Origin of the sequence: Pseudomonas sp. 58(2021) (assembly GCF_017491585.1) — a bacterium.
GTDB classification, from domain to species: Bacteria; Pseudomonadota; Gammaproteobacteria; order Pseudomonadales; family Pseudomonadaceae; genus Aquipseudomonas; species Aquipseudomonas fluorescens_BT.
Map to the genome: position 1 here is coordinate 184,083 of NZ_JAFGYZ010000009.1, position 24,928 is coordinate 209,010.

Annotated in this window: 24 protein-coding genes; 4 read left to right on the forward strand and 20 right to left on the reverse strand. The window is 62.6% G+C overall.

The window, feature by feature from the left end:
* The 8 genes from J5M72_RS12935 to cbiE form a co-directional block, all read right to left on the reverse strand.
* A complete protein-coding gene (locus J5M72_RS12935; protein WP_207865642.1) occupies positions 1-447 on the reverse strand; it encodes a DUF2946 domain-containing protein in 447 nt (148 codons plus the stop codon).
* 21 nt (positions 448-468) lie between these two features.
* Positions 469-948, reverse strand: coding sequence for a copper chaperone PCu(A)C (locus tag J5M72_RS12940; protein WP_169428670.1), 480 nt, complete (start codon positions 946-948; stop codon positions 469-471).
* 48 nt (positions 949-996) lie between these two features.
* The gene (locus tag J5M72_RS12945; RefSeq protein WP_192563337.1) at positions 997-1,398 is read right to left on the reverse strand and encodes a DUF2946 domain-containing protein; all 402 of its coding nucleotides are present in this window, start codon (positions 1,396-1,398) and stop codon (positions 997-999) included.
* Positions 1,399-1,495: 97 nt separating this feature from the next.
* Positions 1,496-1,786: an addiction module antidote protein gene (locus J5M72_RS12950; RefSeq protein ID WP_085609233.1), complete on the reverse strand. Its 291-nt coding sequence runs from the start codon at positions 1,784-1,786 to the stop codon at positions 1,496-1,498.
* Between the two features lie 3 nt (positions 1,787-1,789).
* Positions 1,790-2,092, reverse strand: coding sequence for a type II toxin-antitoxin system RelE/ParE family toxin (locus J5M72_RS12955; protein ID WP_085611238.1), 303 nt, complete (start codon positions 2,090-2,092; stop codon positions 1,790-1,792).
* A gap of 192 nt (positions 2,093-2,284) precedes the next feature.
* Positions 2,285-3,013, reverse strand: coding sequence for a cobalt-precorrin-6A reductase (locus J5M72_RS12960; protein WP_207865644.1), 729 nt, complete (start codon positions 3,011-3,013; stop codon positions 2,285-2,287).
* Positions 3,010-4,107 carry a cobalt-precorrin-5B (C(1))-methyltransferase gene (locus tag J5M72_RS12965; protein ID WP_169428673.1) on the reverse strand — a complete coding sequence of 366 codons (1,098 nt, stop codon included), beginning with the start codon at positions 4,105-4,107 and terminating at the stop codon, positions 3,010-3,012. The genes J5M72_RS12960 and J5M72_RS12965 overlap by 4 nt, the downstream gene beginning before the upstream one ends.
* The gene (cbiE, locus tag J5M72_RS12970) at positions 4,100-5,311 is read right to left on the reverse strand and encodes a precorrin-6y C5,15-methyltransferase (decarboxylating) subunit CbiE (protein ID WP_207865646.1); all 1,212 of its coding nucleotides are present in this window, start codon (positions 5,309-5,311) and stop codon (positions 4,100-4,102) included. Before cbiE ends, J5M72_RS12965 begins: the two co-directional genes overlap by 8 nt.
* A 144-nt stretch (positions 5,312-5,455) precedes the next feature.
* On the opposite strand from cbiE, the gene cobG reads away from it, so the two are divergent.
* The 4 genes from cobG to cobJ are packed head-to-tail and all read left to right on the forward strand — an operon-like array spanning position 5,456 to position 9,807.
* The gene (gene cobG / locus J5M72_RS12975; RefSeq protein WP_207865648.1) at positions 5,456-6,754 is read left to right on the forward strand and encodes a precorrin-3B synthase; all 1,299 of its coding nucleotides are present in this window, start codon (positions 5,456-5,458) and stop codon (positions 6,752-6,754) included.
* Positions 6,747-7,373: a precorrin-8X methylmutase gene (locus tag J5M72_RS12980; RefSeq protein ID WP_085609238.1), complete on the forward strand. Its 627-nt coding sequence runs from the start codon at positions 6,747-6,749 to the stop codon at positions 7,371-7,373. Before cobG ends, J5M72_RS12980 begins: the two co-directional genes overlap by 8 nt.
* The gene (locus J5M72_RS12985; protein ID WP_096819953.1) at positions 7,373-8,104 is read left to right on the forward strand and encodes a precorrin-2 C(20)-methyltransferase; all 732 of its coding nucleotides are present in this window, start codon (positions 7,373-7,375) and stop codon (positions 8,102-8,104) included. Before J5M72_RS12980 ends, J5M72_RS12985 begins: the two co-directional genes overlap by 1 nt.
* On the forward strand, positions 8,104-9,807 hold the full coding sequence (cobJ, locus tag J5M72_RS12990) for a precorrin-3B C(17)-methyltransferase (protein WP_207865650.1): 1,704 nt from the start codon (positions 8,104-8,106) through the stop codon (positions 9,805-9,807). Before J5M72_RS12985 ends, cobJ begins: the two co-directional genes overlap by 1 nt.
* 52 nt (positions 9,808-9,859) lie before the next feature.
* Here cobJ and J5M72_RS12995 read toward each other — a convergent pair whose 3' ends face one another.
* From J5M72_RS12995 to J5M72_RS13050, 12 genes are all read right to left on the reverse strand, one after another.
* Positions 9,860-10,453: a MarC family protein gene (locus J5M72_RS12995; protein WP_119429392.1), complete on the reverse strand. Its 594-nt coding sequence runs from the start codon at positions 10,451-10,453 to the stop codon at positions 9,860-9,862.
* A gap of 97 nt (positions 10,454-10,550) precedes the next feature.
* Entirely contained in the window at positions 10,551-13,328 is a 2,778-nt protein-coding gene (locus tag J5M72_RS13000; RefSeq protein WP_207865652.1) for a hybrid sensor histidine kinase/response regulator, read from the reverse strand.
* A 102-nt stretch (positions 13,329-13,430) separates the two neighbouring features.
* Positions 13,431-14,723 (reverse strand): phosphoribosylamine--glycine ligase, encoded by a 1,293-nt coding sequence (gene purD / locus J5M72_RS13005; protein WP_207865654.1) that lies wholly within the window; start codon positions 14,721-14,723, stop codon positions 13,431-13,433.
* Between the two features lie 189 nt (positions 14,724-14,912).
* On the reverse strand, positions 14,913-16,520 hold the full coding sequence (purH, locus tag J5M72_RS13010; protein ID WP_207865656.1) for a bifunctional phosphoribosylaminoimidazolecarboxamide formyltransferase/IMP cyclohydrolase: 1,608 nt from the start codon (positions 16,518-16,520) through the stop codon (positions 14,913-14,915).
* Positions 16,521-16,602: 82 nt separating this feature from the next.
* Entirely contained in the window at positions 16,603-16,923 is a 321-nt protein-coding gene (gene fis, locus J5M72_RS13015; RefSeq protein WP_003186237.1) for a DNA-binding transcriptional regulator Fis, read from the reverse strand.
* Positions 16,920-17,930, reverse strand: coding sequence for a tRNA dihydrouridine synthase DusB (gene dusB, locus J5M72_RS13020; RefSeq protein WP_207865658.1), 1,011 nt, complete (start codon positions 17,928-17,930; stop codon positions 16,920-16,922). The genes fis and dusB overlap by 4 nt, the downstream gene beginning before the upstream one ends.
* Before the next feature lie 185 nt (positions 17,931-18,115).
* The gene (locus J5M72_RS13025) at positions 18,116-19,387 is read right to left on the reverse strand and encodes a DUF3426 domain-containing protein (RefSeq protein WP_207865660.1); all 1,272 of its coding nucleotides are present in this window, start codon (positions 19,385-19,387) and stop codon (positions 18,116-18,118) included.
* Positions 19,388-19,417: 30 nt separating this feature from the next.
* Entirely contained in the window at positions 19,418-20,296 is an 879-nt protein-coding gene (prmA, locus tag J5M72_RS13030) for a 50S ribosomal protein L11 methyltransferase (protein WP_085732735.1), read from the reverse strand.
* Between the two features lie 166 nt (positions 20,297-20,462).
* Entirely contained in the window at positions 20,463-21,821 is a 1,359-nt protein-coding gene (gene accC / locus J5M72_RS13035) for an acetyl-CoA carboxylase biotin carboxylase subunit (protein WP_011332264.1), read from the reverse strand.
* Between the two features lie 17 nt (positions 21,822-21,838).
* Positions 21,839-22,306: an acetyl-CoA carboxylase biotin carboxyl carrier protein gene (accB, locus tag J5M72_RS13040; RefSeq protein ID WP_007951023.1), complete on the reverse strand. Its 468-nt coding sequence runs from the start codon at positions 22,304-22,306 to the stop codon at positions 21,839-21,841.
* Between the two features lie 24 nt (positions 22,307-22,330).
* On the reverse strand, positions 22,331-22,786 hold the full coding sequence (gene aroQ, locus J5M72_RS13045; RefSeq protein ID WP_169428681.1) for a type II 3-dehydroquinate dehydratase: 456 nt from the start codon (positions 22,784-22,786) through the stop codon (positions 22,331-22,333).
* Positions 22,787-22,961: 175 nt separating this feature from the next.
* Positions 22,962-24,908, reverse strand: a complete 1,947-nt coding sequence (locus J5M72_RS13050; protein WP_207865662.1) for a methyl-accepting chemotaxis protein — start codon at positions 24,906-24,908, stop codon at positions 22,962-22,964.
* Between the last annotated feature and the right edge of the window lie 20 nt (positions 24,909-24,928).

Below are 24,928 nucleotides of genomic sequence, written 5' to 3' on the forward strand. Positions count from 1 at the left end.
TTACGCTGCGACGGGCGGGGCGCGGGTGCGGGCGCCGGGGAAGAAGGTCTGCCGGGCATGGCCCAGACGCGGGGAGGGTGGGGTGAAGGTGTTGACGAGTGGAATGCTGAAAGTGGCGAAGCTGCCGCCGCCGGTCAGCGCCGGGCAATTGAACAGCAGGCTGCAATATCCGCATTTTTCCCACAGCACATGATGCGAGGATTGCGGCGGGCAGTGTTCCGCCGAGGGCTGTGCACCGTGCCCGGCATGATCCATGCCCGGCATGTCCATCGACATGTCCATGCTCATTGGCATGGATGTCGAGGCGTGCTGATCCATCGGCATCGACTGGGAAATCAGCGGGCCGATGAAGATCATCAACATGGCGAACAGGGCGATCCAGCTGCCGCGGGTCAGGTGTTCAGTCTGACGGCGTTGCACGGACGACCTGGCGCTGCGCGGGCGCATGGGCGGAGTCTGCCGAAGGGGTTACTGGGCGTGCGCGTGTTCCGGCATGTCCTGCGGTGGCTTCTTCTGCACGGCGACTTCGACGGTCACGTTACCGGCCTTTTCGAAGTGCAGGGTCAGCGGGAAGCGCTTGCCGTCGGTGAGCAGACTGCGGTCGCTCGGATTCATCAGCATCACGTGATAGGCCATCGGCGCAAAGGTCACGTTGCCACCGGCCGGGATCGCCACGTTCGGCACCTGTTGCATCTTCATCAGGTCGCCCTGCATCACGTGTTCGTGCAGTTCGGCTGTCGGGGCGATGGGCGAATCGACGCTGAGCAACCGGTCAGCGGTTTTGCCGGCGTTGTGAATGATGAAATACGCGGCAACGGTCGGCGCATTCGGCGGCAGTTCCTGCGACCACGGGTGGGCGATTTCCAGCTCGCCGGCCTTGTATTCGTGGGCATGGGCGAAGCACGCAGGCAGCAACAGCGCAGCGATGACGATGAATTTGTTCAACATGGCAGTTCTCCAGAACGATTTGAAACGCAGGTCAAATGCGGGAACAAATCAAACCAGAGGAGAGGCGCGGGGATTGAGGCTCGGCCATTGCTGGCGCGGTGTCGGAGTCTGCAGCAAGGCGGGCGCCACGCTGCGATTGCTTTCGTATCGGGCGAAATACAGCTGCGGCGAATGCCCCGGCAACGCCACCACCGGCGCCGATCCTGAACAGCACCAGCAATGCTGCATGGTCGAATGATTGTCACCACTCTGCGGCGCTTTCTGATCGAGGCTGCCGATGTCGATCGCCACCATCTTCGTCCCGCTGCCGGTGCAGAAACTGCTCCACAGCAACTGCTCGGCCGGCGTCTGCGCCGCCTGCGCCATCGCTCCCGTCAACGGCATGGCGAGCATGTTGAACAGCACTGCAAAGCAGGCGATCCAGGCAAATGCGAGCCGGTGTCGGTTCATGGGACAGATCCGTAGGGTGGGCGATCAGGCGCGGCTATTTAGCCTGATCAGGGCCGATAAGTAAAAAAGCGTCGTGCGGTTTGGTGTCGCAGAGGATTCAGCCTGCTACGGCATGCAACCGCAAACCCAGCGCCTTCATGACTTTCATGATAGTCGCGAATTCCGGATTTCCAGTGCTGCTCAGCGCTTTATAAAGGCTTTCACGACCCAGACCTGCATCCCGCGCAACCTGAGTCATGCCTTGGGCGCGGGCAATGTCATTAAGCGCTGCACGGATGAGAACGCCATCGCCAGCATCTTCGTCAAAACAGGCGTCCAGGTAAGCCGCCATTTCCTCCGGCGTTTTAAGAAACTCTGCAGCGTCGAAGCGGGTGAATTTTTCGGTCATGACTTACTCCTCATTACCGATGCTTTGCGCCATCCGGATGGCGCGTTTGATATCTCGTTTTTGTGTCGACTTGTCGCCCCCCAGCAGTAGCAGATAAATCACGTTACCTTTACGTGTGAAGTACATCCTGTAGCCGGGACCGTAATGAACGCGCATTTCATAAACGGCACTGCCAACGAACTCGCAATCACCCATATTTCCATGCTCTGCACCTCGAATTCTGGCGATGATGCGAGCTTTGCCGTTGGTGTCTTTCATCGAGTCGAGCCAATCGGCAAATGCAGGGGATCGTTCAAATTCGATCATGTCGAAATCGTATTCCTTGGGATACGGACTGACAAGCCGCATTTATCTTGAGCGCTGCAGTGCGCTTCAAGAATTTGCTCGCTGCAAATCTGTGGGGGATTAAAGGAATCGAAATCTTGGCGTGAGGTGGCAAGAACGAACAGTCAGCTGCTTCCTGAAAATTTGCCGGTCAAATCAAGGATTAGCTCGAAATCAGGAATTATCTGACGTGGAGAGGGCTTTCAGGACTTCAGACGTACTCATGAATTCCCGATCAACCCCCGCCAACTCCGGCCGCTTCAACACCATCACCGGTACCCCAAGCTCCCGCGCCACCTCCAGTTTCGGCTCGGTCGCGGCGCTGCCGCTGTTCTTGCTGATCAGCACGTCGATCTGCCGCCGTTCGAACAGTGCCCGCTCATCTTCCAGCAGAAAGGGGCCACGGGCGCCGATGACTTCGCAGCGTTCGTTGCCGGGGTAGACGTCGAGGGCGCGCAGGGTCCAGAACTGGTGCGCGGGGATTTCATCGAGGTGTTGCAGCGGTTCGCGGCCAAGGGTGAACAGGGGGCGGCGGAAGGGTTCGAGGGCGGTGATCAGTTCGGCCCAGTCGGCGACTTCGCGCCAGTCATCGCCCGGTTGCGGTTGCCACGCCGGGCGGCGCAGGGCCCAGCAGGGGATGCCGGTGAGTTTTGCAGCGGTGGCGGCGTTCTGGCTGATTTGTGCGGCGTAGGGATGGGTCGCGTCGAGTAAAAGCGTGATGCCTTCAGCGCGAATGAACTGCGCCAGACCTTCGGCGCCACCGTAGCCGCCGACGCGTACCTGACACGTCAGATCGGTCGGGACCCGGCCGACGCCCGCCAGGCTGTAAATGTGTTCCGGCCCCAACGTGCGCGCGATGGCCAGCGCTTCAGTCACGCCGCCCAGCAACAAAATCCGTTTCATGTAAAAGCCCCCGCATGGCCAACGATGCCGCCCTGACGATCAATCGCAAACACCTCGACCTGCACCTGAGCCGGCACCACGCTGCGGGCGAATTCCAGAGCATGGCGGCAAACTTCATCGCCAAGGGCAACACCCGCCGCACTGGCCATCGCCAATGCCTGCTGACTGGTGTTCGCCCCGCGTATGGCTTGCTGCAAGGTGTCGTCGGCGCCAATCGCTGCCGCCCATTCGGCCAGTTGCGGCAGGTCGATGCTCGAGTGGCGCGAGTGCAGGTCCATGTGCCCGGCTGCCAGTTTGCTGATCTTGCCGAAGCCGCCGCACAGGCTGAGTTTATCCACAGGCACTTTGCGCAGGTGCTTGAGCACGGCGCCGACGAAGTCGCCCATTTCGATCAGGGCGATTTCCGGCAGGTTGTAGACCCGGCGCATGGTGTCTTCGCTGGCGTTGCCGGTGCAGGCGGCGATGTGCAGGTAGCCGTTGGTTTTCGCCACGTCGATGCCTTGATGGATCGAGGCGATGTACGCCGCGCAGGAAAACGGCCGGACGATGCCGCTGGTGCCGAGGATCGACAGCCCGCCGAGAATGCCCAGACGGGGGTTCATGGTTTTCAGCGCCAGGGCTTCGCCGCCCTCGACGTTGACCGTCACTTCGAAACCGCCGTTATAGCCGGTTTCTTCGGCGAGCAGCGTCAGGTGATCGCTGATCATCTTGCGCGGCACCGGGTTGATCGCCGGTTCGCCGACGGCCAGCACCAGTCCCGGGCGGGTGACGGTGCCGACACCTTTACCGGCGATGAAGCGAATTCCCGGCTCGTCGATCAGTTGCACACGGGAGTAGAGCAGGGCGCCGTGAGTCACGTCCGGATCATCGCCCGCATCTTTGATCGTCCCGGCTTCCGCGCCGTCATCGGTCAGCCGGCAGAACTCCAGACGCATCTGCACCTGCTTGCCCTTGGGCAACACGATCTGCACGGCGTCCGCCACCGCTCCGCCGAGCAGCAGGCGGGCGGCAGCAAGGCTGGTGGCCGTGGCGCAGCTGCCAGTGGTCAGGCCGCTGCGCAGGGGCGCGGGTTGTTCGGCGGTTTCGTCACGCATCGAGGGGTTTGACCAGATCGAGCAGGGTGATCGGCAACGCCTGGCGCCAGGTGTCGAACTCGCCCAGCGGTTGCGCCTGGGCGATGTGGATGCGGGTCAGCTCGCCGCCATGGCGTTCGCGCCAGCTCATCAAGGTCATTTCGCTTTGCAGGGTCACGGCGTTGGCGACCAGCCGGCCACCGGGTTTGAGTTGCTCCCAGCAGGTGTCGAGCACGCCTTCGCGGGTCACGCCGCCGCCGATGAAAATGGCGTCCGGACGTTCCAGCCCGGCGAGAGCTTGCGGGGCACTGCCGCGAACCAATTGCAGACCGGGAACGCCCAGCGCATCGCGGTTGTGTTCAATCAACTGTTGTCGGCCGTCATCGGCTTCGATAGCCAGAGCGCGGCAGCTCGGGTGAGCGCGCATCCACTCGATGCCGATCGAGCCGCTGCCGGCGCCGACATCCCACAACAGTTCGCCCGGCATCGGGGTGAGGCGGGCGAGGGTGATCGCGCGCACGTCGCGCTTGGTCAGCTGGCCGTCGTGCTGAAAGGCCGAGTCCGGCAGACCGGCGAGGCGGGACAGGCGTGGTGTCTGCGGATCGGCCAGGCATTCGATGGCGATCACGTTGAGGTCGGCAATGAGCGGATCGTTCCAGTCGTTGGCGGTGCTGTCGATCCGGCGCTCGGCGTTGCCGCCCAGATGTTCCAGAACACTCAGGCGACTGGCGCCGAATCCACGCTCGCGCAGCAATACCGCAACGGCGGCCGGGCTCTGACCGTCATTGCTCAGCAGCAACAGGCGCACGCCGCTGGACAACTGTGCATTCAGGGCGGCCAACGGTCGTGCCACCAAGGACGCGATCACCACCTCCTGCAACGGCCAGCCCAGTCGGGCAGCCGCCAGCGAGCACGAAGACGGCGCCGGCAGAACCAGCATCTCGGCCCCCGGCACATGCCGCGCCAGACTCGCGCCAACGCCATAGAACATCGGATCACCGCTGGCCAGCACGCACACCGCTTCCCCGCGACGCTCGAGCACCGGGGCCAGGGAAAACGGGCTCGGCCACAACTGGCGCTCGCCACGGATGCACACCGGCAACAGATCCAGCTGACGCTGACCGCCGATGATCCGCGAAGCGCCCATCAGGGCGCGCCGGGCATTCTTGCCCAGGCCCTTGAAGCCGTCTTCACCGATTCCTACTACTGTCAGCCAGGGTGACATCTGTAGCCTCTCAAAAAAGTGTCCGCAAACGCGCCGTTCCGACGGGCAGACTTTTCATGCCGTCGGACAAAGCAGGCATAATACCGCGCCTTCGCCCGCGAAGCGCCTTTCCCACAGAGCTGCCAGCCCTTGAACGAACGTCCGATGTCCAACGCCATACGCCCCTCGGCCTGTCCGGGGTTGCTGCGTATCGTCCAGGCGCTGGATGGTGGAATCTGCCGGATCAAGCTCGATGGCGGTTCGATCACGGCCGACCAGGCCGATGCGGTGGCCAATGCCGCCGAACGGTTTGCCGGCGGGGCGATCGAGGCCACCAACCGGGGCAATCTGCAGATTCGCGGGATCGGCGAGCAGTCCGCTGCGCTGATCGACAGCCTGCTGGCCGCCGGTCTCGGGCCACGAACCGCAGCGGGCGACGATGTGCGCAACCTGATGCTCAGCCCCGCCGCGGGCATCGACCCGCAGTTGCGCTTCGATACCCGCCCATTGGCCGGGCAGATTCTCGAGACCCTGCAAAACCATCCGCGCTTCCACGAGCTGAGTGCCAAGTTCGCCGTGCAACTGGACGGTGGTGAGGCGCTGGCGATGCTCGAACATCCCCACGATCTGTGGTTGTCGGCATTCGAAGATCACGGCGATACGCTGCTGGCGTTCGGCCTGGCGGGTTGCCCGACGGATCGACCGCTGGCCGCCGTGGCGCTTGCGGACGGACACGCGCTGGTGGTCGCGGTGCTGGAACTGTTCCTCGATCTGGCCCGACCGGAGCAGACGCGAATGCGGCATCTGCTGGACGAATGTCCGGCGCCCGTGTTTCTGGAAAAACTCGGTCAGCGGATCAGTTTGCAAAACGTCGGCGACTGGCAACGTGAAACCGTGCCGGAGGGCTTGCACATTGGCATTCATCCTCAGCAATCGGCCGGTCAGGTCTATGTCGGTGCCGCACCGGCGCTCGGCCGCCTCGATCCGGACATGCTGCGTGGCGCCGCGCAATTGGCCAGAGCCTTTGGCGACGGCAGCCTGCGTTTCACCCCTTGGCAGAGTCTGTTGCTGCCCGATGTGCGGGAAACCGATGCGGTTCAAGTGCTCGACGAATTGGGCAGGCTGAACCTGCTGACCCATGTCGAAGATCCTTTGGCGCGCCTGATCGCCTGCACCGGCGCCAACGGCTGCGGCAAAGGTCTTGCCGACACCAAACACGATGCCCGCCGTCTGGCTACGCTGTTGCCGCACGCCGTGGATGTGCACCTGTCCGGCTGCTCGCGTTCCTGCGCCGCCGCACACCGGGCTGCGGTGACTCTGCTGGCGGTGGGCCCCGGTCACTACGATCTCTATTTTCGCGATGCAGCGCTGCCGGGTTTCGGCGCGCTGCACGCCCACAACCTTACTATCGAAGCGGCCGCGGCCCTGCTCGCCGCCCGCTCACGGAGCCCCCTTGATGCTTGATTACATCCGCGACGGTCAGGAGATCTATCGCAACTCCTTCGCGATCATTCGCAGCGAGGCCAACCTGGCGCGCATCCCGGCCGATCTGGAAAAACTCGCGGTGCGGGTGATCCACGCCTGCGGCATGGTCGAGGCCATCGACGGGCTGCAATTCTCCGAAGGCGCCGGCAAGGCCGGGCGCGATGCGCTGGCCGCTGGCGCGCCGATCCTGTGTGATGCGCGGATGGTTTCCGAGGGCGTGACCCGTGCGCGCCTGCCGGCCAACAACGAAGTGATCTGCACCCTGCGTGATGACAGCGTGCCGGAGCTGGCGCGTGAACTGGGCAACACTCGCTCGGCAGCGGCGCTGGAACTGTGGCGCCCGCATCTGGAAGGCAGCGTGGTGGTGATCGGCAACGCGCCGACCGCGCTGTTCTATCTGCTGGAAATGCTCGACGCCGGCGCTCCGAAACCGGCGCTGATCCTCGGCTTCCCGGTGGGCTTCGTCGGCGCTGCCGAATCCAAGGCCGAGCTGGCCGCCAACAGCCGTGGCGTGCCGTTCGTAATCATGCAGGGCCGCCTCGGCGGCAGCGCCATGGCCGCCGCTGCGGTCAATGCCCTCGCCACGGAGATCGAATGATGCAGGCTAAAGGACGTTTGATTGGTCTGGGCGTCGGTCCCGGTGATCCGGAACTGATTACCGTCAAGGCCCTGCGCCTGCTGCGCGAATCGCCGGTGGTGGCGTACTTCGTGGCCAAGGGCAAGAAGGGCAACGCGTTCGGCATCATCGAAGCGCATCTGCAGGACGCGCAGAATCTGCTGCCGCTGGTGTACCCGGTGACCACCGAAGTGCTGCCGGCGCCGCTGTCCTACGAACAGGTGATCAGCGATTTCTACGATGACGCTGCCGAGGAAGTGGCCGCGCACCTGGACGCCGGTCGCGATGTGGCGGTGATCTGCGAAGGTGACCCGTTCTTCTACGGCTCCTACATGTACCTGCACGATCGCCTGGCCAGCCGTTACGAAGCCGAAGTGGTGCCGGGCGTCTGCTCGATGCTCGGCGGCGCTTCGGTGCTGGGCGCGCCGCTGGTGTATCGCAATCAGAGCCTGTCAGTGCTGTCCGGCGTGCTGCCTCATGACGAGCTCAAGCGGCGTCTGGCCGATGCTGACGCCGCGGTGATCATGAAGCTGGGGCGCAACTTCCCGAAAGTACGCGACGTGTTGGCAGAACTGGGTCTGGCCGAGCGTGCGCTGTATGTCGAGCGCGCCACCATGGCCAATCAGAAGATCGTGCCGCTGGATGAGGTCGAGCCGATGTCGTCGCCATACTTCTCGCTGATCATTGTGCCCGGCGAACGGTGGCAAGGCTGATGAACCATTCCACACCGGCCATCGTTATTCTCGGCCAGGGCGCACTGGCCACGGCCCGTCGCCTGCAACAGGTTTATCCGGCTGCGCAGATTCACGGCCTCTGCGGACGCGTCGAAGGTGCCGATCAGACTTACAGCGAGTTCGGCACGACCCTGCGTGAGCTGTATCAACAGGACACGCCGATCATTGCCCTGTGCGCGGCCGGCATTGTCATCCGCACCCTGGCGCCGCTGTTGCTGGAGAAAGGCAACGAGCCACCGGTGCTCGCCGTGGCTGAGGACGGCAGTGCCGTGGTGCCGCTGCTCGGTGGCCTCGGCGGGGTGAATGTCATGGCCCGCGAGATCGCGGCTGCGCTTGAAGTGGCAGCGGCGATCACCACCAGCGGCGAATTGCGTTTCGGCACTTGCCTGCTCAACCCGCCCGGCGGTTACGCGCTAGGCGATCTGGAGCAGGGCAAACGTTTTGTCTCTGATTTGCTCGCCGGCCACAGTGTGCGCATCGACGGTGCTGCGCCGTGGCTTGAGCAGGCACAACTGCCGGAAGATCCACTGGCACAGCGTTCGATTCATGTGGGCAGTGATGCTCGTGCGGCGAGTTCCAGTGAGTTGCTGATTTATCCACGCAGTGTGGCGGTGGCGGTCGGTTCAGACGTGACTGTCCTGCCGGGCACCCTTCGCGGTGCGTTGCAGCAGGCCGGGGTGGCGATTCAATCGCTGGCCTGTCTGGTGGCGGCGGACGTTCAGATGGCCTGTCCGGCCTTGCGTGAAGCTGCGCTCGAGCTGGCGGTGCCGCTGCGCTTTGTTGCGCCAGCGAATGACATCGGTGAGCTGGCTCGCGATGCAGTCCCTGACGCTCGAATCATCACAACATCCCACGATATAGCCATCGCCGTGGCCGAACAGCCGCTGGATGTTTCGCAGGTCGGTCGTCCGCGCGGACGTCTGGCTGTCATCGGCCTTGGCCCAGGTGCGGCGGAGCTGATGGTGCCGGCGGTGAAAGCCGAGCTCGCTCGAGCCACCGATGTGCTCGGCTACGAAACCTACGTGCGCATGGCCGGTCCTTTCCGCGACGATCAGGTGCAGCACTGCACGGACAACCGCGAAGAAATGCAGCGTGCCCGTCATGCCTTCAGGCTGGCCGCTGAGGGCCGTTCGGTGATCGTCGTTTCTTCGGGTGATCCGGGCGTGTTCGCCATGGCGGCGGCGGTGCTCGAAGCGTTGCACGAATCGACGGATCCGGCGTGGCACAGCGTCGATCTGGAAATCCTGCCGGGTGTTTCCGCCTCGCTGGCCACCGCTGCTCAGGCCGGTGCGCCGCTGGGTCACGACTTCTGCGTGATGTCGCTGTCGGACAACCTCAAGCCGTGGTCGATCATCGAAAAGCGTCTGGATCTGGCCGCCGAAGCCGATCTGGCATTGGCGTTCTACAACCCGATCTCCCGCGCCCGGCCATGGCAGTTGGGGCGCGCACTGGAAATCGTCGCGCAACACCGTGTGCCGCAGACACCGGTGGTGCTGGGCCGTGATATCGGTCGTCCGGGGCAGACGTTGCGGGTGACGACACTCGGCGCATTGACACCGGATCAGGTGGACATGCGCACCATGGTGCTGGTGGGATCCTCCACGACCTGCACTTTTCCACGGGCTGCCGGTGGGGAGTGGGTGTACACGCCGCGCTGGTATGGCGAGAAACCCGATAGCTGAGAAATGAAAAAGCGGCCCTTCGGAGCCGCTTTTTCATTTGCGGGGCGGCAGGTCAGCCAAGATAACCCTTCACCCCGGTAAAGATGATCTGCGCAGCCAGGGCACAGACAAACAATCCCATGAGCCGGCTGACGATCTGCAACCCCTGATCGCCGAGAATCCGCTCGATTCGATTCGACAGATACAACACCACGCCGACGGTAAAACTGGCGAGTGCGATGCTCATGATCGCGATCAGCTTGTCATCCCAGTGCGGCTGGCTGACGCCCATCACCAGCAGCGCACCGATCGTGCCGGGGCCGACGGTCAGCGGGATGGTCAGCGGGACAATGGTCACGTCCTGCTGCACATTGTCGGCCTGCACCGCCGACTTGCCCTGCGCCATGCCCAGCGCCGAGATGAAGAGCACGCTGCCGGCACCGATGCGGAAAGCATCCACGGTGATGCCGAACACGTCGAAGATCACCCGCCCGAACAGGTACAGCAACACGCTCGATACCAGGGTGGCGATCGCAACTTTCCAGGCCAGGCGCCGTTGTTCCTTGCGCGAATAACCCCGGGTCAGGCTGATGAAGCAGGACAACACGAAGAACGGGCTGTAGAGCACCAGCATCTTCAGGTAAACGCTGAACAACACATGGAGCATGATGGAAACTCGCGCCGACGAAAGTTGAACGGAGTCTATCAGGCGGATCTGGCGTCATCACGGCAAGATCCGTTGAGAAGGTGAGCGCTCGCCAGGTTCAGGGCGTTCGTGCCGCCGTGCGATTGTGTTGATCACGCTGAGCTACCCAGTGCTCGATCAGCTCGCGCAGTTGCGACAGTTCCACCGGTTTGGCCATGTGCCCGTCCATGCCGGCCTGGCGCGCACGCTCCTTGTGTTCGGCGAGGATGTGCGCGGTCAGCGCGACGATCGGCGTACGGATACGCTGATTGCCGACCTCCCAGGCCCGCAGTTGCTGGGTGGCGGAGAAGCCATCGAGGATCGGCATTTCGCAATCCATCAGCACCAGGTCGTAGCGCTGGGCCTTCATGGCCTGCAAGGCTTCTTCGCCATTGCTGGCGGTGTCCGGTTGCAGGTTGAGCTTGCCGAGCATGCCTCGGATCACCTTGGTGGAAATCGTATTGTCTTCGGCGACGAGGATGCGGAAGTCGCTCGGAACCTTGACGGCCGTGGCCGGGCCGGTCGCTTGTGGCTGGAACACCGCCTGGCCGCGGTTGCGCTGGTTCAGCTCGTCGGCCAGCGTGGTCTTGAGGGTATAACCGGCCACCGGTTTGGCCAGGATGCGCTTGATCCCCGAGTTGCGCGCGATGATCTTGCTCGGCGCATTGCTGATGCCGGTGAGCATGATCAGCAGGATGTCGTGGTTCAGGCTCGGGTCTTCCTTGATCTTGGCGGCCAGTTGCATGCCGGTCATGCCGGGCATGTTCTGGTCCAGCAGGACCACGTCGAAATAGTCGCGCAGATGCGCCTTGGTACGCAGCAGGGCCAGCGCTTCCTTGCCTGACGGCACGGCGCTGACGTTCAGGCCCCAGGCGCTGCACTGTTGCACCAGCACCTTGCGACAGGTTTCGTTGTCGTCGACCACCAGCACCCGCGCCCCTTGCAGCGGGCTGTCGAGATCGGAGGTCGGGTGCTCCAGGCGATCGGGATCCAGCGGCAGGGTCAGCCACAGTGTGCTGCCCTGAGTGCCACCGCTCTTGATGCCGAACTCGCCGTGCATCAGGCGAATCAGTTGCCGTGCGATCACCAGCCCGAGATTGCCGCCCAGTCGGTTGGCCGACAGGAAATGCTTGCTGTGGAGCTCGGCGTGCATCAGCGCATCGCGCTCTTCCTGATCCATCGGCTGACCGCTGTCCTGCACGGCAATGCGCAGGCGTGGCCCGGCCCTGCGCTCATCGAGGGCGACCACGACCAGTACTTCGCCTTCCTCGGTTTTCTTCAGGGCGTTTTCCAGCAGGCTCAGCAAGGTCTGGCGCAGGCGCGTCGGATCACCGCTGATGACCCGGGGTACCTGCGGCTGGATGAAGCTGATCAATTCGACGCTCTGCTGTTCGGCCTTCGCCCGATAGATGCTCAGGCAATCGTCGATCAAGGCGTTGAGGTCGAACTGCACGTCGTCCAGCTCGATCTGGCCAGATTCGAGCCGGGAGATGTCGAGGATCTCGTTGATCAGGGTCAGCAGTTCGTTGCCGGCGCTGTGGATGGTCTGCACGTAGTCCCGTTGCTTGACCGACAGCGGCGTGCCGAGCAGCAGTTCGGTCATGCCCAGCACGCCGTTCATCGGGGTGCGGATCTCGTGGCTGATCTTGGCCAGGAATTCGGCTTTGGCGTTGATTTCGGCGTTGCTCGCGGCGAGGTCGCGGCTGATGCTGAAACGGCTTTCGGTGATGCTGCGCTGGCGTTCGCCCAGGGCGATGCTCATCAGCAGCCCGCTGATGCAGATGAACCCCATCAGCGTCATGATCAGGCCTTGCGGCGCCACCAGGGTCAACCCCAACAAGGCCGGGAGGATGATCAGCGTACCGATGTTGAACACCACCATCGCGGCGACGAACAACCGGGCAGGGCGGTAGCCTTTCTGCCAGTGGTAGAACCCCACCAGCAACATGCTCAGGCCCGCCAGGGCCACCAGTGCATAGGTAATGATGTTCAGCGGCAAGGTGTTGACGAACAACAGCAGCAGGCTGCAAATCACGATGAACAGAATGTCGCCCAGCAACAGCTTGTTCAGCGGATGTTCGCCGAGCGGAGCGAAAAATCGGTAGGCGAACATCAGTCCGGACGGGGCGGTCAGCAGCAGGGCCAGATAGGCGCCGGGGGTCTGGATCGCGTGCCAGTTCGGCAGCCATGGGCCGGCCAGGTTGAGCAACAGCAACAGGCTCAGGGTCAGCAGGCCTTCACACACTGCCAGCCACAGACTGCTGCGCGAGCGGGTGTAGGCGTAGCGGATCAGGTTGTGCAGGATCAGCATGCCGAGGCAGCCGAACAGCAAGCCGTAGATCAGCGTCTGGTTATGATTGGCCGCGCCCATCACCGCCGATTGCAGAGTGATGTACGGACGCAACTGGTGATCGGAGACCATTCGCAGGTAGATGTCGAGAGTCTTGTCGCTTTGCGGCAATGGCAACAGAAAGTCAGTGCTGGGCAGCGGACGTTCGGCCTGGGCCTGCCCGGTCCCGGTTTCCCGTTGTTCGATCAGTCGCTCGCCGTCCAGGACGTACAGATTGAGGTGCGACAGGTCGGGGGCAAAGATTCGCAGCACTTGTTCGTGCTTGCCGGGGGCCAGTTTGAAGCGCAGCCATAGTGCGCCATCCGGTTCGGCCGCGGTGAGGCGGTCAAGCTCGATGGGGCTGAATTGATTGGTGTAGCGGGAGGAGCGGATATCGCTCAGCTGGAGGTTGCCCTGATCGTCGAGCAATATCGACCAGCCACTGCCTTGCGCGGCCTGGGCCGCAAGCATGCAGAGCAAGGTCAGCAAGGTGACGGTGAAGCCTATGGCAATCCTGAGCCAGCGCACGGCGAAATCCCTTCGTAGGTTGATGCCAGAATATAACGATGCGCAGCGTCGGAACAGTCCGGCAAGGGCGATGAGCCCCTGCCGGAAACACAGCGTAGCTTATTAGCGGGTTTCGCCGCGTTCACGGGCAATGGCGCGGTAGCCAATGTCGGTGCGGTAGAAGCAGCCTTCCCAGTCGATGGCCTTGGCCAGCTTGTAGGCTTGCTCCTGAGCGGCACCTACGCTGGCGCCCATGGCGGTAGCGCACAGCACCCGACCGCCGGCTGTCACGACGTTGCCGTCCTTGAGCGCGGTGCCGGCATGGAAGACCTTGCCTTCCAGAGCCGCTGCCGCGTCCAGGCCGCTGATCGTCGAGCCCTTGGCGTAATCGCCCGGGTAACCGCCGGCCGCCAGCACGATGCCGACGCTCGGGCGTGGATCCCACTGGGCTTCGACCTTGTCCAGGGCCTGGGCCAGCGCTGCTTCGACCAGCAACACCAGGCTCGACTGCAGACGCAGCATCACCGGTTGGGTTTCCGGATCGCCGAAACGGCAGTTGAACTCGATGACCTTCGGATTGCCGGCCTTGTCGATCATCAGACCGGCGTACAGGAAACCGGTGTAGACGTTGCCTTCGTCGGCCATGCCGCGCACGGTCGGCCAGATCACCTGGTCCATCACGCGCTGGTGCACGTCGGCGGTGACCACCGGGGCCGGGGAGTAGGCTCCCATGCCGCCGGTGTTCGGGCCGCTGTCGCCGTCGCCGACGCGTTTGTGGTCCTGGCTGGTGGCCATCGGCAGGACGTTCTTGCCGTCGACCATGACAATGAAGCTGGCTTCTTCGCCGTCGAGGAATTCCTCGATCACGACGCGGGAACCGGCGTCGCCGAAAGCGTTGCCGGCGAGCATGTCGCGCACGGCGTCTTCGGCTTCGGCCAGGGTCATGGCGACGATCACGCCTTTACCGGCGGCCAGGCCGTCGGCCTTGATCACGATCGGTGCGCCTTTTTCACGCAGGTAAGCCAGGGCCGGCTCGATCTCGGTGAAGTTCTGGTAGTCGGCGGTCGGGATCTTGTGGCGAGCCAGGAAATCCTTGGTGAAGGCTTTCGAGCCTTCCAGCTGTGCGGCACCCGCCGTCGGTCCGAAGCAGTCAAGGCCACGGGAGCGGAACAGATCGACGACGCCGGCGACCAGCGGGACTTCCGGGCCGACGATGGTCAGGGAAACGTTCTTCTCGGCGAAGTCAGCGAGTTGCTCAAGGGCCAGCACGTCGATGGCGACGTTCTCGCACTTGGCTTCAATCGCGGTGCCGGCGTTGCCCGGTGCGACGAAAACTTTCTGCACACGCGGATCCTGAGCCACTTTCCAGGCCAGGGCGTGTTCGCGGCCACCGCTGCCAATGATCAAAACATTCATTTCAAAAACCTCGGATGACGCTAATTCTGTTTTAGAACCTGAAGCGCTTCACGCTCCAGGAGGTCGCAATGAAGCCGGTAGATGCAAGGCGGAGTCGACCTCGGTGAGCGGAGTTGCCTTTTGGCAATGAGCATCATCGAGGTCGGCTCCAACGCAGCAGATGCCGGCTTCAGTGCGGCCGTTGTCGGATTAGTGACGGAAATGGCGCATGCCGGTGAATACCATGGCGATACCGGCTTCGTCGGCAGCAACAATCACTTCGGCATCACGCATCGAGCCACCCGGCTGGATCACCGCAGTGATACCGACCTTGGCCGCATTGTCCAGACCGTCGCGGAACGGGAAGAACGCGTCGGACGCCATCACCGAACCAGCCACTTGCAGACCGGCGTGCTCAGCCTTGATCGCAGCGATACGCGCCGAGTTTACGCGGCTCATCTGGCCGGCGCCGACACCGATGGTCTGACGGTTCTTGGCGTAGACGATGGCGTTGGATTTAACGTACTTGGCGACTTTCCAGGCGAAGATCAGGTCGTTGATTTCCTGTTCGGTCGGGGCGCGCTTGGTCACCACTTTCAGGTCGTCAGCGCCGATCATGCCGATGTCGCGGCTCTGTACCAGCAGGCCGCCGTTGACGCGCTTGTAGTCCCAGGCCGGAACGCGATCGGCCGACCACTCGCCACAGGCCAGCAGGCGAACGTTGGCCTTGGCAGCAACGATGGCGCGGGCTTCTTCGCTGACGCTTGGGGCGATGATCACTTCAACGAACTGACGCTCGACGATCGCCTTGGCGGTTTCGGCATCCAGTTCACGGTTGAAGGCGATGATGCCGCCGAACGCCGATTCGGTGTCAGTGGCGTAGGCCAGTTCGTAGGCCTGACGAATGCCGCCTTCGGCGTCCGGGCTCACGGCCACGCCGCACGGGTTGGCGTGCTTGACGATCACACAGGCCGGTTTGACGAAGCTCTTCACACATTCCAGCGCGGCGTCGGTGTCGGCCACGTTGTTGTACGACAGCTCTTTACCTTGCAGCTGGGTCGCGGTGGCGATGCCGACTTCGGCCGGTTTGGCTTCAACGTAGAACGCCGCGCTCTGGTGCGGGTTCTCGCCGTAGCGCATTTCCTGGGCCTTGATGAACTGGCTGTTGAAGGTGCGTGGGAATTCGCTGCGACCTTCGGTGCTCAGGGTCTCGGCAGCCTGGTTCACGGTGCCCATGTAGTTGGCGATCATGCCGTCGTAGGCGGCAGTGTGTTCGAATGCCTTGAGCATCAGGTCGAAACGCTGAGCGTAGGTCAGGCCGCCGGCCTTGAGGTTTTCCAGAACGTTGGCGTAGTCGCTGGCATTCACCACGATGGCCACGTCTTTGTGGTTTTTCGCTGCCGAACGGACCATGGTCGGGCCGCCGATGTCGATGTTCTCGATGGCGGTCGGCAGGTCGCAGCCTGGCTTGCTGATGGTGGCTTCGAATGGGTACAGGTTGACGGCTACCAGGTCGATCGGCTTGATGCCGTGCTCGTTCATGATGGCGTCATCGATACCGCGACGACCGAGGATCCCGCCGTGGATTTTCGGGTGCAGGGTTTTCACCCGACCGTCCATCATTTCTGCGAAACCGGTGTAATCCGCGACTTCCACTGCGGCCACGCCGTTGTCCTGCAGCAGTTTGAAGGTCCCGCCGGTGGAAAGGATTTCCACGCCCAGGGCTTCCAGCTCCCTGGCGAATTCGAGGATCCCGGTCTTGTCGGAAACACTGATCAAGGCGCGGCGGATCGGCAGGCGGGTAGTCTGGTCGGTCATCTCAATTTCCATCAAAAGCAAGGGAAGTCAGCAAAAAAGGCGACCGGTTTTACGCGGGCGCCTTTCTGGTTGGATTGAATGCTTACAGCAGGTCGTACTGCTTGAGTTTCTTGCGCAGCGTGCCGCGGTTGAGTCCGAGCAGCTCGCTGGCCTTGGTCTGGTTGCCCTTGACGTAGTTCATCACGCTTTCGAGCAGGGGAGCCTCGACTTCGGAGAGCACCAGGTTGTACACGTCCGTGACGGCTGCGCCCTCAAGGTGGGCGAAATAATTGTGCAGCGCCTTCTCGACACTCCCGCGAAGGGTCTGGCCTTCTTCGCTCGGGGTATTGAGGTGCTGTTTCAAATTCACGTTGTCGCTCACGGGTGTTGTTCCACTCACTAAAGTCTCGGTCATCATCGTCATGCGGCCACCCCTTCTCCGTCCCCTGTCAGGCTCTTGTAACGTTCGGCGAAGAACTCCCGAACGTTGGCGCATTGTGTTTCCGTACCATCCAAACGATTGAAACGGGCGCGAAACTCCTTGGCGCCCGGCAAGGTTGCGAGATACCAGCCCACATGCTTTCGGGCAATGCGTACGCCCATCACATCCCCATAAAAGGCGTGGAGGGCAGCCAGATGCTCAAGCAGAATGCGTTCCACCTCGATCAGTTCCGGCGCCGGCATTTTCTCGCCGGTACGCAGGAAGTGTTCGATCTCACGAAAAATCCATGGCCGCCCCTGGGCAGCCCGGCCGATCAACAGGCCATCGGCACCGGTCGCGTCGAGCACGTAGCGGGCCTTTTCCGGCGATACGATGTCGCCGTTGGCAAAGACCGGAATCGACACCGCCTGCTTGATCGCGGCAATGGTGTCGTACTCGGCTTCGCCGGTGTACAGGTCGGCGCGGGTGCGGCCATGCACCGCCAGCGCCGTGATCCCGGCCTGCTCGGCGATCTTCGCCACGGTCAGGCCGTTCTTGTTGTCGCGATCCCATCCGGTGCGGATCTTCAGGGTTACCGGCACATCAACCGCAGCCACGACGGCGTGCAGGATCTCGGTAACCAGTGCTTCATCCTTCAGCAACGCGGAGCCGGCAGCCTTGTTGCAGACCTTTTTCGCCGGGCAACCCATGTTGATGTCGATAATCTGTGCGCCCAGTTCGACGTTGGCCCGGGCTGCATCCGCCAGCATCTGCGCGTCGCCACCGGCAATCTGCACCGAGCGTGGCTCGGGATCGCCTTCGTGGATCATGCGCATGCGCGACTTGCGGGTATTCCACAAGCTCATGTCACTGGTGACCATTTCCGAGACTACAAGCCCTGCGCCCAAACGCTTGCACAACTGACGAAAGGGCTGGTCGGTGACACCCGCCATGGGGGCGAGGATCAAGCCGTTCTGCAATGTATATGGGCCGATGCGTACCGCCGACATAGGACTTCCCTGAAGTGGGGCCGGATCATGAGAGTTCGAAAAAGGGTTGGCATGATACCCGCTCTCGATGACTGGATAAAGGCTGAATTGAACAAAATCTGAACAGCCATTTCGTTATTGCCGACGGTTTGGTCGTGCCGGGCAAAGTCAGAAAACTGCCGTCAATCCTGAAGCAGTGGAGCGTTCTACTCGGGGGAGTGGAAACTCAGACTGTAGTTCACCGCTTTCGGTCCGGGATCGAGGATGTCCAGGGCGATGTGGATGGGCGTCTGCGGGGGCATTTCCGCCATGCCTTCGAGATCGCCATTGAGGTACTCGCCGGGCTTGAAGCGCCGGCTGGCGATCAGGTGTCCGTTGAGGTCGGCAAAGCGCAACTCCAGCAACGGAAAAGGCTGCGAGAAGGGGGCGCGGTTATAAATGATCGCATCCACCACCAGCGCACCGCTGAATTCCGGGTGGCTGCGCACCACCAGGTTGCTGCTCTTGATCTTGGCGATATCGACCTTGGACGGCACCGTGCAGCCGATCTGCGGGCACAGTTGCTGGAACCACGGGCGGTACTGGTCCTGGCGGGCCAGTTCGTCGAAGTGATAGCTGATGTACTGGCCGGCGAGGCCGCCGGCGGCCAGTAGCACCAGCAACAGCCAGAGCAGGCGCCGGCCCCAGGGCGAGCGACGCTTCTGCCAGTCCAGTTGCAGCGGATCGTCGGTCAGATCCTGCAGGACTTCGGCACGTACGCCGGGTTCGTCACGTTCGCGCTTTTTGCGGGATGGTTCGACCGCCGGCAGATCGTCATCGATTTCCGTGCTCGCCGACAGGCGCTCGTGGCGCGCTGCCGGATCGATCGGGTCATGCAGGCGCAACTGCGGAATGGCTGGCTCGTCATCGAGGTCGACCGGCTCCAGCGACAGTGAAGGTTCGGTGCGTTCCGGTTTCACCGGTTCGAAATCGGCGGGATCGCTGGCGTGTTCAGGCACGACGATCCGTTCATTTGCCGGTTTGCTGAACAGGCTGTCCGACCAAGGCTCGTCATCCGGCTCGTGGTCGTCACGGCGAGCGCTGAGGGATTCTTGGCGTGCACCGCCGAATTCGGTGGTCGGCTGGATTTCCCGCTGCTCGAGACGAGCCAGCTCTTCATCGAGATCCAGGCTGTCGAGATCCAGCTCGGCAGCGCTCCACTGCTTCTGGCTGATGGCGCGAGGTTCAGGTGGTTCGATGGGGTCGGGTTGTCTGGCGACGACCGGTGCTTCGGTTGCCGGTGCCGGTTCTGCGATGGCTGGCGCCGTCGGCGTGACTGCTTCCTTGCCTGCGCGTTGTTCGAGCAGCTGCTTGGCGGCGTTGAACACTTGCAGGCAGGAGCCGCAACGAACCACCCCGCGGGCCACGCTCAATTGAGTATGGCTGACGCGGAAACTGGTTTGGCAATGCGGGCACTGGGTGACGAAGCTGTCGGTCATGCGGCGATCCGGATTGAGCAGGCGGTCATTCTAGCGCCGACGGCCAGTGATGCGCACCCAGCCATCGCGATTGGCGATCGGGTCGAGATCGAAGTCCTGCGCGTAGGCGGCGGCGACTTCTTCGCCTTGTTCGGCGAGGATCCCGGACAGCGCCAGGCGTCCGCCGGACTTGACCAGGCCTGACAGCTGCGGCGCCAGGGATACCAGCGGGCCGGCCAGGATGTTGGCCACCAGTACGTCGGCTTTGACCTGTGGCAGGTCTTCCGGCAGATACAGCGGGAACAGTTCGTCGGCAATGCCGTTGCGCCCGGCGTTGTCGCGCGAAGCTTCCAGCGCCTGCACGTCGATGTCGGTGCCGACGGCTTCTTTCGCGCCGAGCAGCAGGGCGGCGATGGCCAGAATCCCCGAGCCGCAGCCGAAGTCCAGCACGTTGCAGTCTTTCAGATCCTGGCCGTCGAGCCATTCCAGGCACAGGGCGGTGGTCGGGTGGGTGCCGGTGCCGAAGGCCAGGCCCGGATCCAGCAGCAGGTTGACTGCATCGGGTTGCGGTGCGGCGTGCCAGCTCGGCACGATCCACAGACGCTGGCCGAATTGCATCGGCTGAAAGCCGTCCATCCAGCTGCGTTCCCAGTCCTGGTCTTCGATCACTTCGCTGTGGTGCTCGGGCAGCGGGCTGCCGGTCAGCAGTTCGAGATGGGCCAGTACCGGCGCCGCTTCGGTGCCGCCCTCGAACAGGGCCAGCAGGTGGGTGTGTGCCCACAGCGGGGTGGTATTGAGTTCCGGTTCGAAGATCGGCTGATCTTCAGCGTCCATGAAGGTCACCGAAACGGCGCCGACTTCAAGGAAAGCGTCTTCGTAGGTTTCGGCTTGTTCCGGGCTGATGGCCAGACGTACTTGCAGCCAAGGCATGGCGGGCACCTGTGAAAAAGATTGATTGCAGCCTAGCGGCCTGCGAGAAGCGCGCAAGTTTACGCGAGCTCGACGCTTTTGTGGGAGCGGGGAATGTGTGAGCAGATGAAACCTTCGGAAACAACAAAGCCGCCCGAAGGCGGCTTTGTCAGGTGCGGGCTGAAGCTTAGTGCTTCTCGCCAGCCAGCTTGTGCTCGAGGTAGTGAATGTTCACGCCCCCTTTGCAGAAGCCTTCGTCGCGGGTCAGGTCACGGTGCAGCGGGATGTTGGTCTTGATCCCGTCGACCACGATTTCGTCCAGGGCATTGCGCATGCGGGCCATGGCTTCGTCGCGGGTGGCGCCGTAAGTGATCAGCTTGCCGATCAGCGAGTCGTAGTTCGGCGGAACGGCATAACCGCTGTACAGGTGCGAATCGACGCGAACGCCGTTGCCGCCTGGTGCGTGGAAATGCTTGACCGTGCCCGGGCTCGGCATGAAGGTTTTCGGGTCTTCGGCGTTGATCCGGCATTCCAGCGAGTGACCGCGGATGACCACATCATCCTGGGTATACGACAGCTTGTTGCCAGCGGCGATGCTGAGCATCTCCTTGACGATATCGATACCGGTGACCATTTCCGAAACCGGGTGCTCCACCTGAACACGGGTGTTCATTTCGATGAAGTAGAAACGACCGTTCTCGTACAGGAACTCGAAAGTGCCGGCGCCACGGTAGCCGATGTCGATGCACGCCTTGACGCAGCGAGCCAGGACTTCCTTGCGCGCGTTCTCGTCGATGCCCGGAGCCGGCGCTTCTTCGAGAACTTTCTGGTGACGGCGTTGCAGCGAGCAATCGCGGTCGCCCAGATGGATGGCGTTGCCCTGGCCGTCGGACAGAACCTGCACTTCGACGTGGCGCGGGTTGGTCAGGAATTTTTCCAGATAGACCATCGGGTTGCCGAACGCCGCGCCTGCTTCGGAGCGGGTCAGTTTCGCCGAGGCGATCAGGTCTTCTTCCTTGTGCACCACGCGCATGCCGCGACCACCGCCGCCACCGGCGGCCTTGATGATCACCGGGTAGCCGACTTCGCGACCGATGCGCAGCGCCGTTTCTTCGTCTTCCGGCAGCGGGCCGTCAGAACCTGGAACGGTGGGAACGCCCGCTTCGATCATCGCGTGCTTGGCCGATACCTTGTCGCCCATCAGGCGAATGGTCTCGGCTTTCGGGCCGATGAAAGCGAAGCCGGAGTTCTCGACCTGCTCGGCAAAGTCGGCGTTTTCCGCGAGGAAGCCGTAGCCTGGGTGAATGGCGGTAGCGCCAGTCACTTCAGCGGCCGCGATGATTGCCGGGATGTGCAGGTAAGAGTGCGCGGCAGAAGCCGGGCCGATGCAGACGGATTCGTCTGCCAGACCCAGGTGCATCAGCTCTTTGTCGGCCTTGGAGTAAACGGCGACGGTCTTGATGCCCATCTCTTTGCAGGCACGCAGAATCCGCAGGGCGATCTCACCGCGGTTAGCGATCAGAACTTTTTCCAACTTCGCAGTCATCAAAGGCTCTCCGCAGTTCAAACGATGGTGAACAGCGGTTGGTCGTACTCAACCGGCTGGCCGTCTTCGACGAGGATGGACTCGATCACACCGCTGGTTTCAGCTTCGATGTGGTTCATCATCTTCATGGCTTCGACGATGCACAGGGTGTCGCCTTTCTTCACGGTCTGGCCGACTTCAACGAAGGACGGCGAGGTTGGCGAAGATTTGCGATAGAAGGTGCCGACCATCGGCGAACGGGCAACGGTGCCGTTCAGCGCTGGAGCAGCAGCGGCCGCTGGAGCGGCTGCAGCAGCAACCGGAGCGGCAGCCGCGGCAGGTGCAGCGGCCGGAGCCTGCATCGGAGCCGGTGCGTAGTACTGCTGCGCCGGGGTCTTGCTGTGACGGCTGATGCGTACGGACTCTTCGCCTTCCTTGATCTCGAGCTCGTCGATGCCGGACTCTTCCAGCAATTCGATCAGTTTCTTAACTTTACGGATATCCATGAATCATCAACTCCCAAGGGTCGGTCAGGGGCGTATAGCTTGTTGTTCAAGCTGCTCTAGTGCAGCCTCCAGGGCCAGTCGATAACCGCTGGCGCCAAGGCCGCAGATCACTCCCACCGCTACGTCGGAGAAGTAAGAGTGATGGCGGAAAGGTTCGCGTTTGTGCACGTTGGACAAATGCACTTCGATGAATGGGATGCTCACCGCCAGCAGCGCGTCACGTAATGCGACACTTGTGTGTGTAAAAGCTGCTGGGTTGATCAGAATGAAGTCCACACCTTCGCCGCGCGCGGCGTGGATGCGGTCGATCAATTCGTACTCGGCATTGCTTTGCAGATACAGCAGATGATGGCCGGCGTCACGGGCGCGGCGCTCCAGATCCTGATTGATCTGCGCCAGGGTGGTCGACCCGTAGGTCCCGGGTTCCCGGGTGCCGAGCAGGTTCAGGTTGGGGCCGTGCAGCACCAGTAGCGTTGCCATCTGCGTGTTCCTTGTTATGGGTGAGCCTTCATCAGAACCCGGCGACTATGCCGCAAAGACTTTGTGACTGTCCAGTTCTCTGCAATAGCCAGCACGATCTCCGATGTTTGCGCGAAATATGTGACTGAGTGATCAGATCCGGTCATTCACGCGGCCAAACCCGGCACAATCGCGATCAGACGCGGAATGCCTGCACCGCTGTATGCAGTTGCCCGCCCAATACCAGCAGATTCTCCCCCTGTTCGCGTCCTTCGCCGATGCGCAACAAGTTATCCCCACCCAATTGATGAATGCGTTCGCTGTGATCGCGGATTTCGCTGACCGCGCCGCTTTGCTGCGCGGTGACCTCGGCGATGCGCACTGCCGTGTCGGAAATGGTCTGGATCGCGCCGACGATCTTGTCCAGCGCACCGTCCGCCGATTGCGCCTGATTGGCCGTGGCTTCGGCGTGCTCCACCTGGGCGCGCATGCCTTCGACCGATTGTCGGGCGGCGGTTTGCAGGCCGGCGATCAAGGTCTGGATTTCTGCGGTGGCGCCGGCGGTGCGTTGTGCCAATGAGCGGACTTCCTCGGCCACCACGGCAAACCCGCGGCCCATTTCTCCGGCGCGGGCGGCTTCGATCGCGGCATTCAGGGCCAGCAGATTGGTCTGGTCGGCAATCGAACGGATCACTGTCAGTACGCCGCCAATGGTGGCCGACTCTTGCGCCAGATGTTCGATCATCTGCGCATTGCCTTGCACTTCTCCGACCAGCGCATGCAGGCCGGTGAGGCTCAGGCCGATGACCTTTTGCCCATGCTCGACGGCCTGTCCCGCGTGACGGCTGGCGTCCGCAGCCTGACGGGCATCGCCGGCCACCTGCTGGATGGTCGCTTCCAGTTCGCTCAGGGAGTCACGGATCAGCGCGGTATCGCCGGCCTGATGCTCGGCGCCTCTGTGCAGGTCGTTGCTCAGTTCGGCCAGGGTGCGGCTGCTGCCCGCCACTTGTTCGGCATTGCCGCGAATCGTCCCGACCAGATCCACCAGATAGGCACGCAGGCGATTGAGCGAGACTTCGATGTCGTGCAGTTCGCGGTTGGTCTTGCCCAGATGAATGTCACGGCTGAAATCACCCTCGGCCCAAGTCGACAATGCGGGCGCGAGATTGGTCAGGGTACGAGCCAGACGTCGCTGCAGGGTGTCGATCAGCAGGGCGATCAACAGGATCAAGCCGATCATCACACCTTGCATCAGGCGCACTTCGCTCTGGATCTGCCCGTGTTGGGCACGTACCACTGGCTCAAGGCCAGCGATGGCTTGTTGAACGGCGGCGATTTTCTGGTGGGTCGCGGTGCTGAGTTCGGTGCGTTTCTGGATCTGGTCGCGGGTGCGGGCCAGTTCTGCCGGATAGCGGCCAAGCAAGCTGTTGAGTTCGCGTTTGAGGCCGACGCCGGCGTCTTCGGCGACGGCTTTTTCAGTGTTTTCAATGCCCATCATCGAGGCGAAATCGTCGCTGCCGGATTCGCTACGGGTGACCACGCCGAGCAAGGGCAGGGCATCGATTGCCTGGGCCTGGGTGCGGATGTTGGTGATCTCGCGCTCGACATCGGCAGCCAGTTCACTGCGCCCGCTGCTGACCAGTTTGTCGCGGGCCAGCGACAACTTGCCCAGATGCTGAGAGGCGCCAAGCAACGGCGCCAGATAGGTCGAGTTGCCGCCGGCATAGGTGTTGAGCTGATCGAGGCTGGCACTCAATTCGCGCTCGGCCTGCAACAGCAGCGCCTGCGGATCGCCGGCCAGTTTGCCGGCGGCCAGCAGGTCGGTCTTGCTGAATTCATCGAGGCTGGTGAGGCTCGGGCGCAGAGTGTCGGCCAGGGCGGGCGGCAGCTCGCCGAGTTCTTTCTGCAGGCTGTCGATGGCCTGGCTGGCGCTGCTCAGGCGCAAGGCATCGCCGCTGCCGAGGTAGTCCTCGACGTTGCGCGCGACTTCATTCTGAAATTGCTGTGACAGCCCGAGGTAGCGCTCCATCAGCAGATACGGGCGTTCGAGGGCTTTTTGCGACCACCACAGCGTGGCACCGAGGGCCACGCAGACGGCGACCAGCAACAGCGTGTTGAGATTGGTGAGCAACTTCAGGCGCATGACGGCTACCAACGGCAGAA

Coding starts and splice junctions, on each gene's coding strand:
- J5M72_RS12935 (WP_207865642.1), bottom strand. CDS start 447: ATGCGCCCGCGCAGCGCCAGGTCGTCCGTGCAACGCCGTCAGACTGAA.
- J5M72_RS12940 (WP_169428670.1), bottom strand. CDS start 948: ATGTTGAACAAATTCATCGTCATCGCTGCGCTGTTGCTGCCTGCGTGC.
- J5M72_RS12945 (WP_192563337.1), bottom strand. CDS start 1,398: ATGAACCGACACCGGCTCGCATTTGCCTGGATCGCCTGCTTTGCAGTG.
- J5M72_RS12950 (WP_085609233.1), bottom strand. CDS start 1,786: ATGACCGAAAAATTCACCCGCTTCGACGCTGCAGAGTTTCTTAAAACG.
- J5M72_RS12955 (WP_085611238.1), bottom strand. CDS start 2,092: ATGATCGAATTTGAACGATCCCCTGCATTTGCCGATTGGCTCGACTCG.
- J5M72_RS12960 (WP_207865644.1), bottom strand. CDS start 3,013: ATGAAACGGATTTTGTTGCTGGGCGGCGTGACTGAAGCGCTGGCCATC.
- J5M72_RS12965 (WP_169428673.1), bottom strand. CDS start 4,107: ATGCGTGACGAAACCGCCGAACAACCCGCGCCCCTGCGCAGCGGCCTG.
- cbiE (WP_207865646.1), bottom strand. CDS start 5,311: ATGTCACCCTGGCTGACAGTAGTAGGAATCGGTGAAGACGGCTTCAAG.
- cobG (WP_207865648.1), top strand. CDS start 5,456: ATGTCCAACGCCATACGCCCCTCGGCCTGTCCGGGGTTGCTGCGTATC.
- J5M72_RS12980 (WP_085609238.1), top strand. CDS start 6,747: ATGCTTGATTACATCCGCGACGGTCAGGAGATCTATCGCAACTCCTTC.
- J5M72_RS12985 (WP_096819953.1), top strand. CDS start 7,373: ATGCAGGCTAAAGGACGTTTGATTGGTCTGGGCGTCGGTCCCGGTGAT.
- cobJ (WP_207865650.1), top strand. CDS start 8,104: ATGAACCATTCCACACCGGCCATCGTTATTCTCGGCCAGGGCGCACTG.
- J5M72_RS12995 (WP_119429392.1), bottom strand. CDS start 10,453: ATGCTCCATGTGTTGTTCAGCGTTTACCTGAAGATGCTGGTGCTCTAC.
- purD (WP_207865654.1), bottom strand. CDS start 14,723: ATGAATGTTTTGATCATTGGCAGCGGTGGCCGCGAACACGCCCTGGCC.
- purH (WP_207865656.1), bottom strand. CDS start 16,520: ATGACCGACCAGACTACCCGCCTGCCGATCCGCCGCGCCTTGATCAGT.
- fis (WP_003186237.1), bottom strand. CDS start 16,923: ATGACGATGATGACCGAGACTTTAGTGAGTGGAACAACACCCGTGAGC.
- dusB (WP_207865658.1), bottom strand. CDS start 17,930: ATGTCGGCGGTACGCATCGGCCCATATACATTGCAGAACGGCTTGATC.
- J5M72_RS13025 (WP_207865660.1), bottom strand. CDS start 19,387: ATGACCGACAGCTTCGTCACCCAGTGCCCGCATTGCCAAACCAGTTTC.
- prmA (WP_085732735.1), bottom strand. CDS start 20,296: ATGCCTTGGCTGCAAGTACGTCTGGCCATCAGCCCGGAACAAGCCGAA.
- accC (WP_011332264.1), bottom strand. CDS start 21,821: ATGACTGCGAAGTTGGAAAAAGTTCTGATCGCTAACCGCGGTGAGATC.
- accB (WP_007951023.1), bottom strand. CDS start 22,306: ATGGATATCCGTAAAGTTAAGAAACTGATCGAATTGCTGGAAGAGTCC.
- aroQ (WP_169428681.1), bottom strand. CDS start 22,786: ATGGCAACGCTACTGGTGCTGCACGGCCCCAACCTGAACCTGCTCGGC.
- J5M72_RS13050 (WP_207865662.1), bottom strand. CDS start 24,908: ATGCGCCTGAAGTTGCTCACCAATCTCAACACGCTGTTGCTGGTCGCC.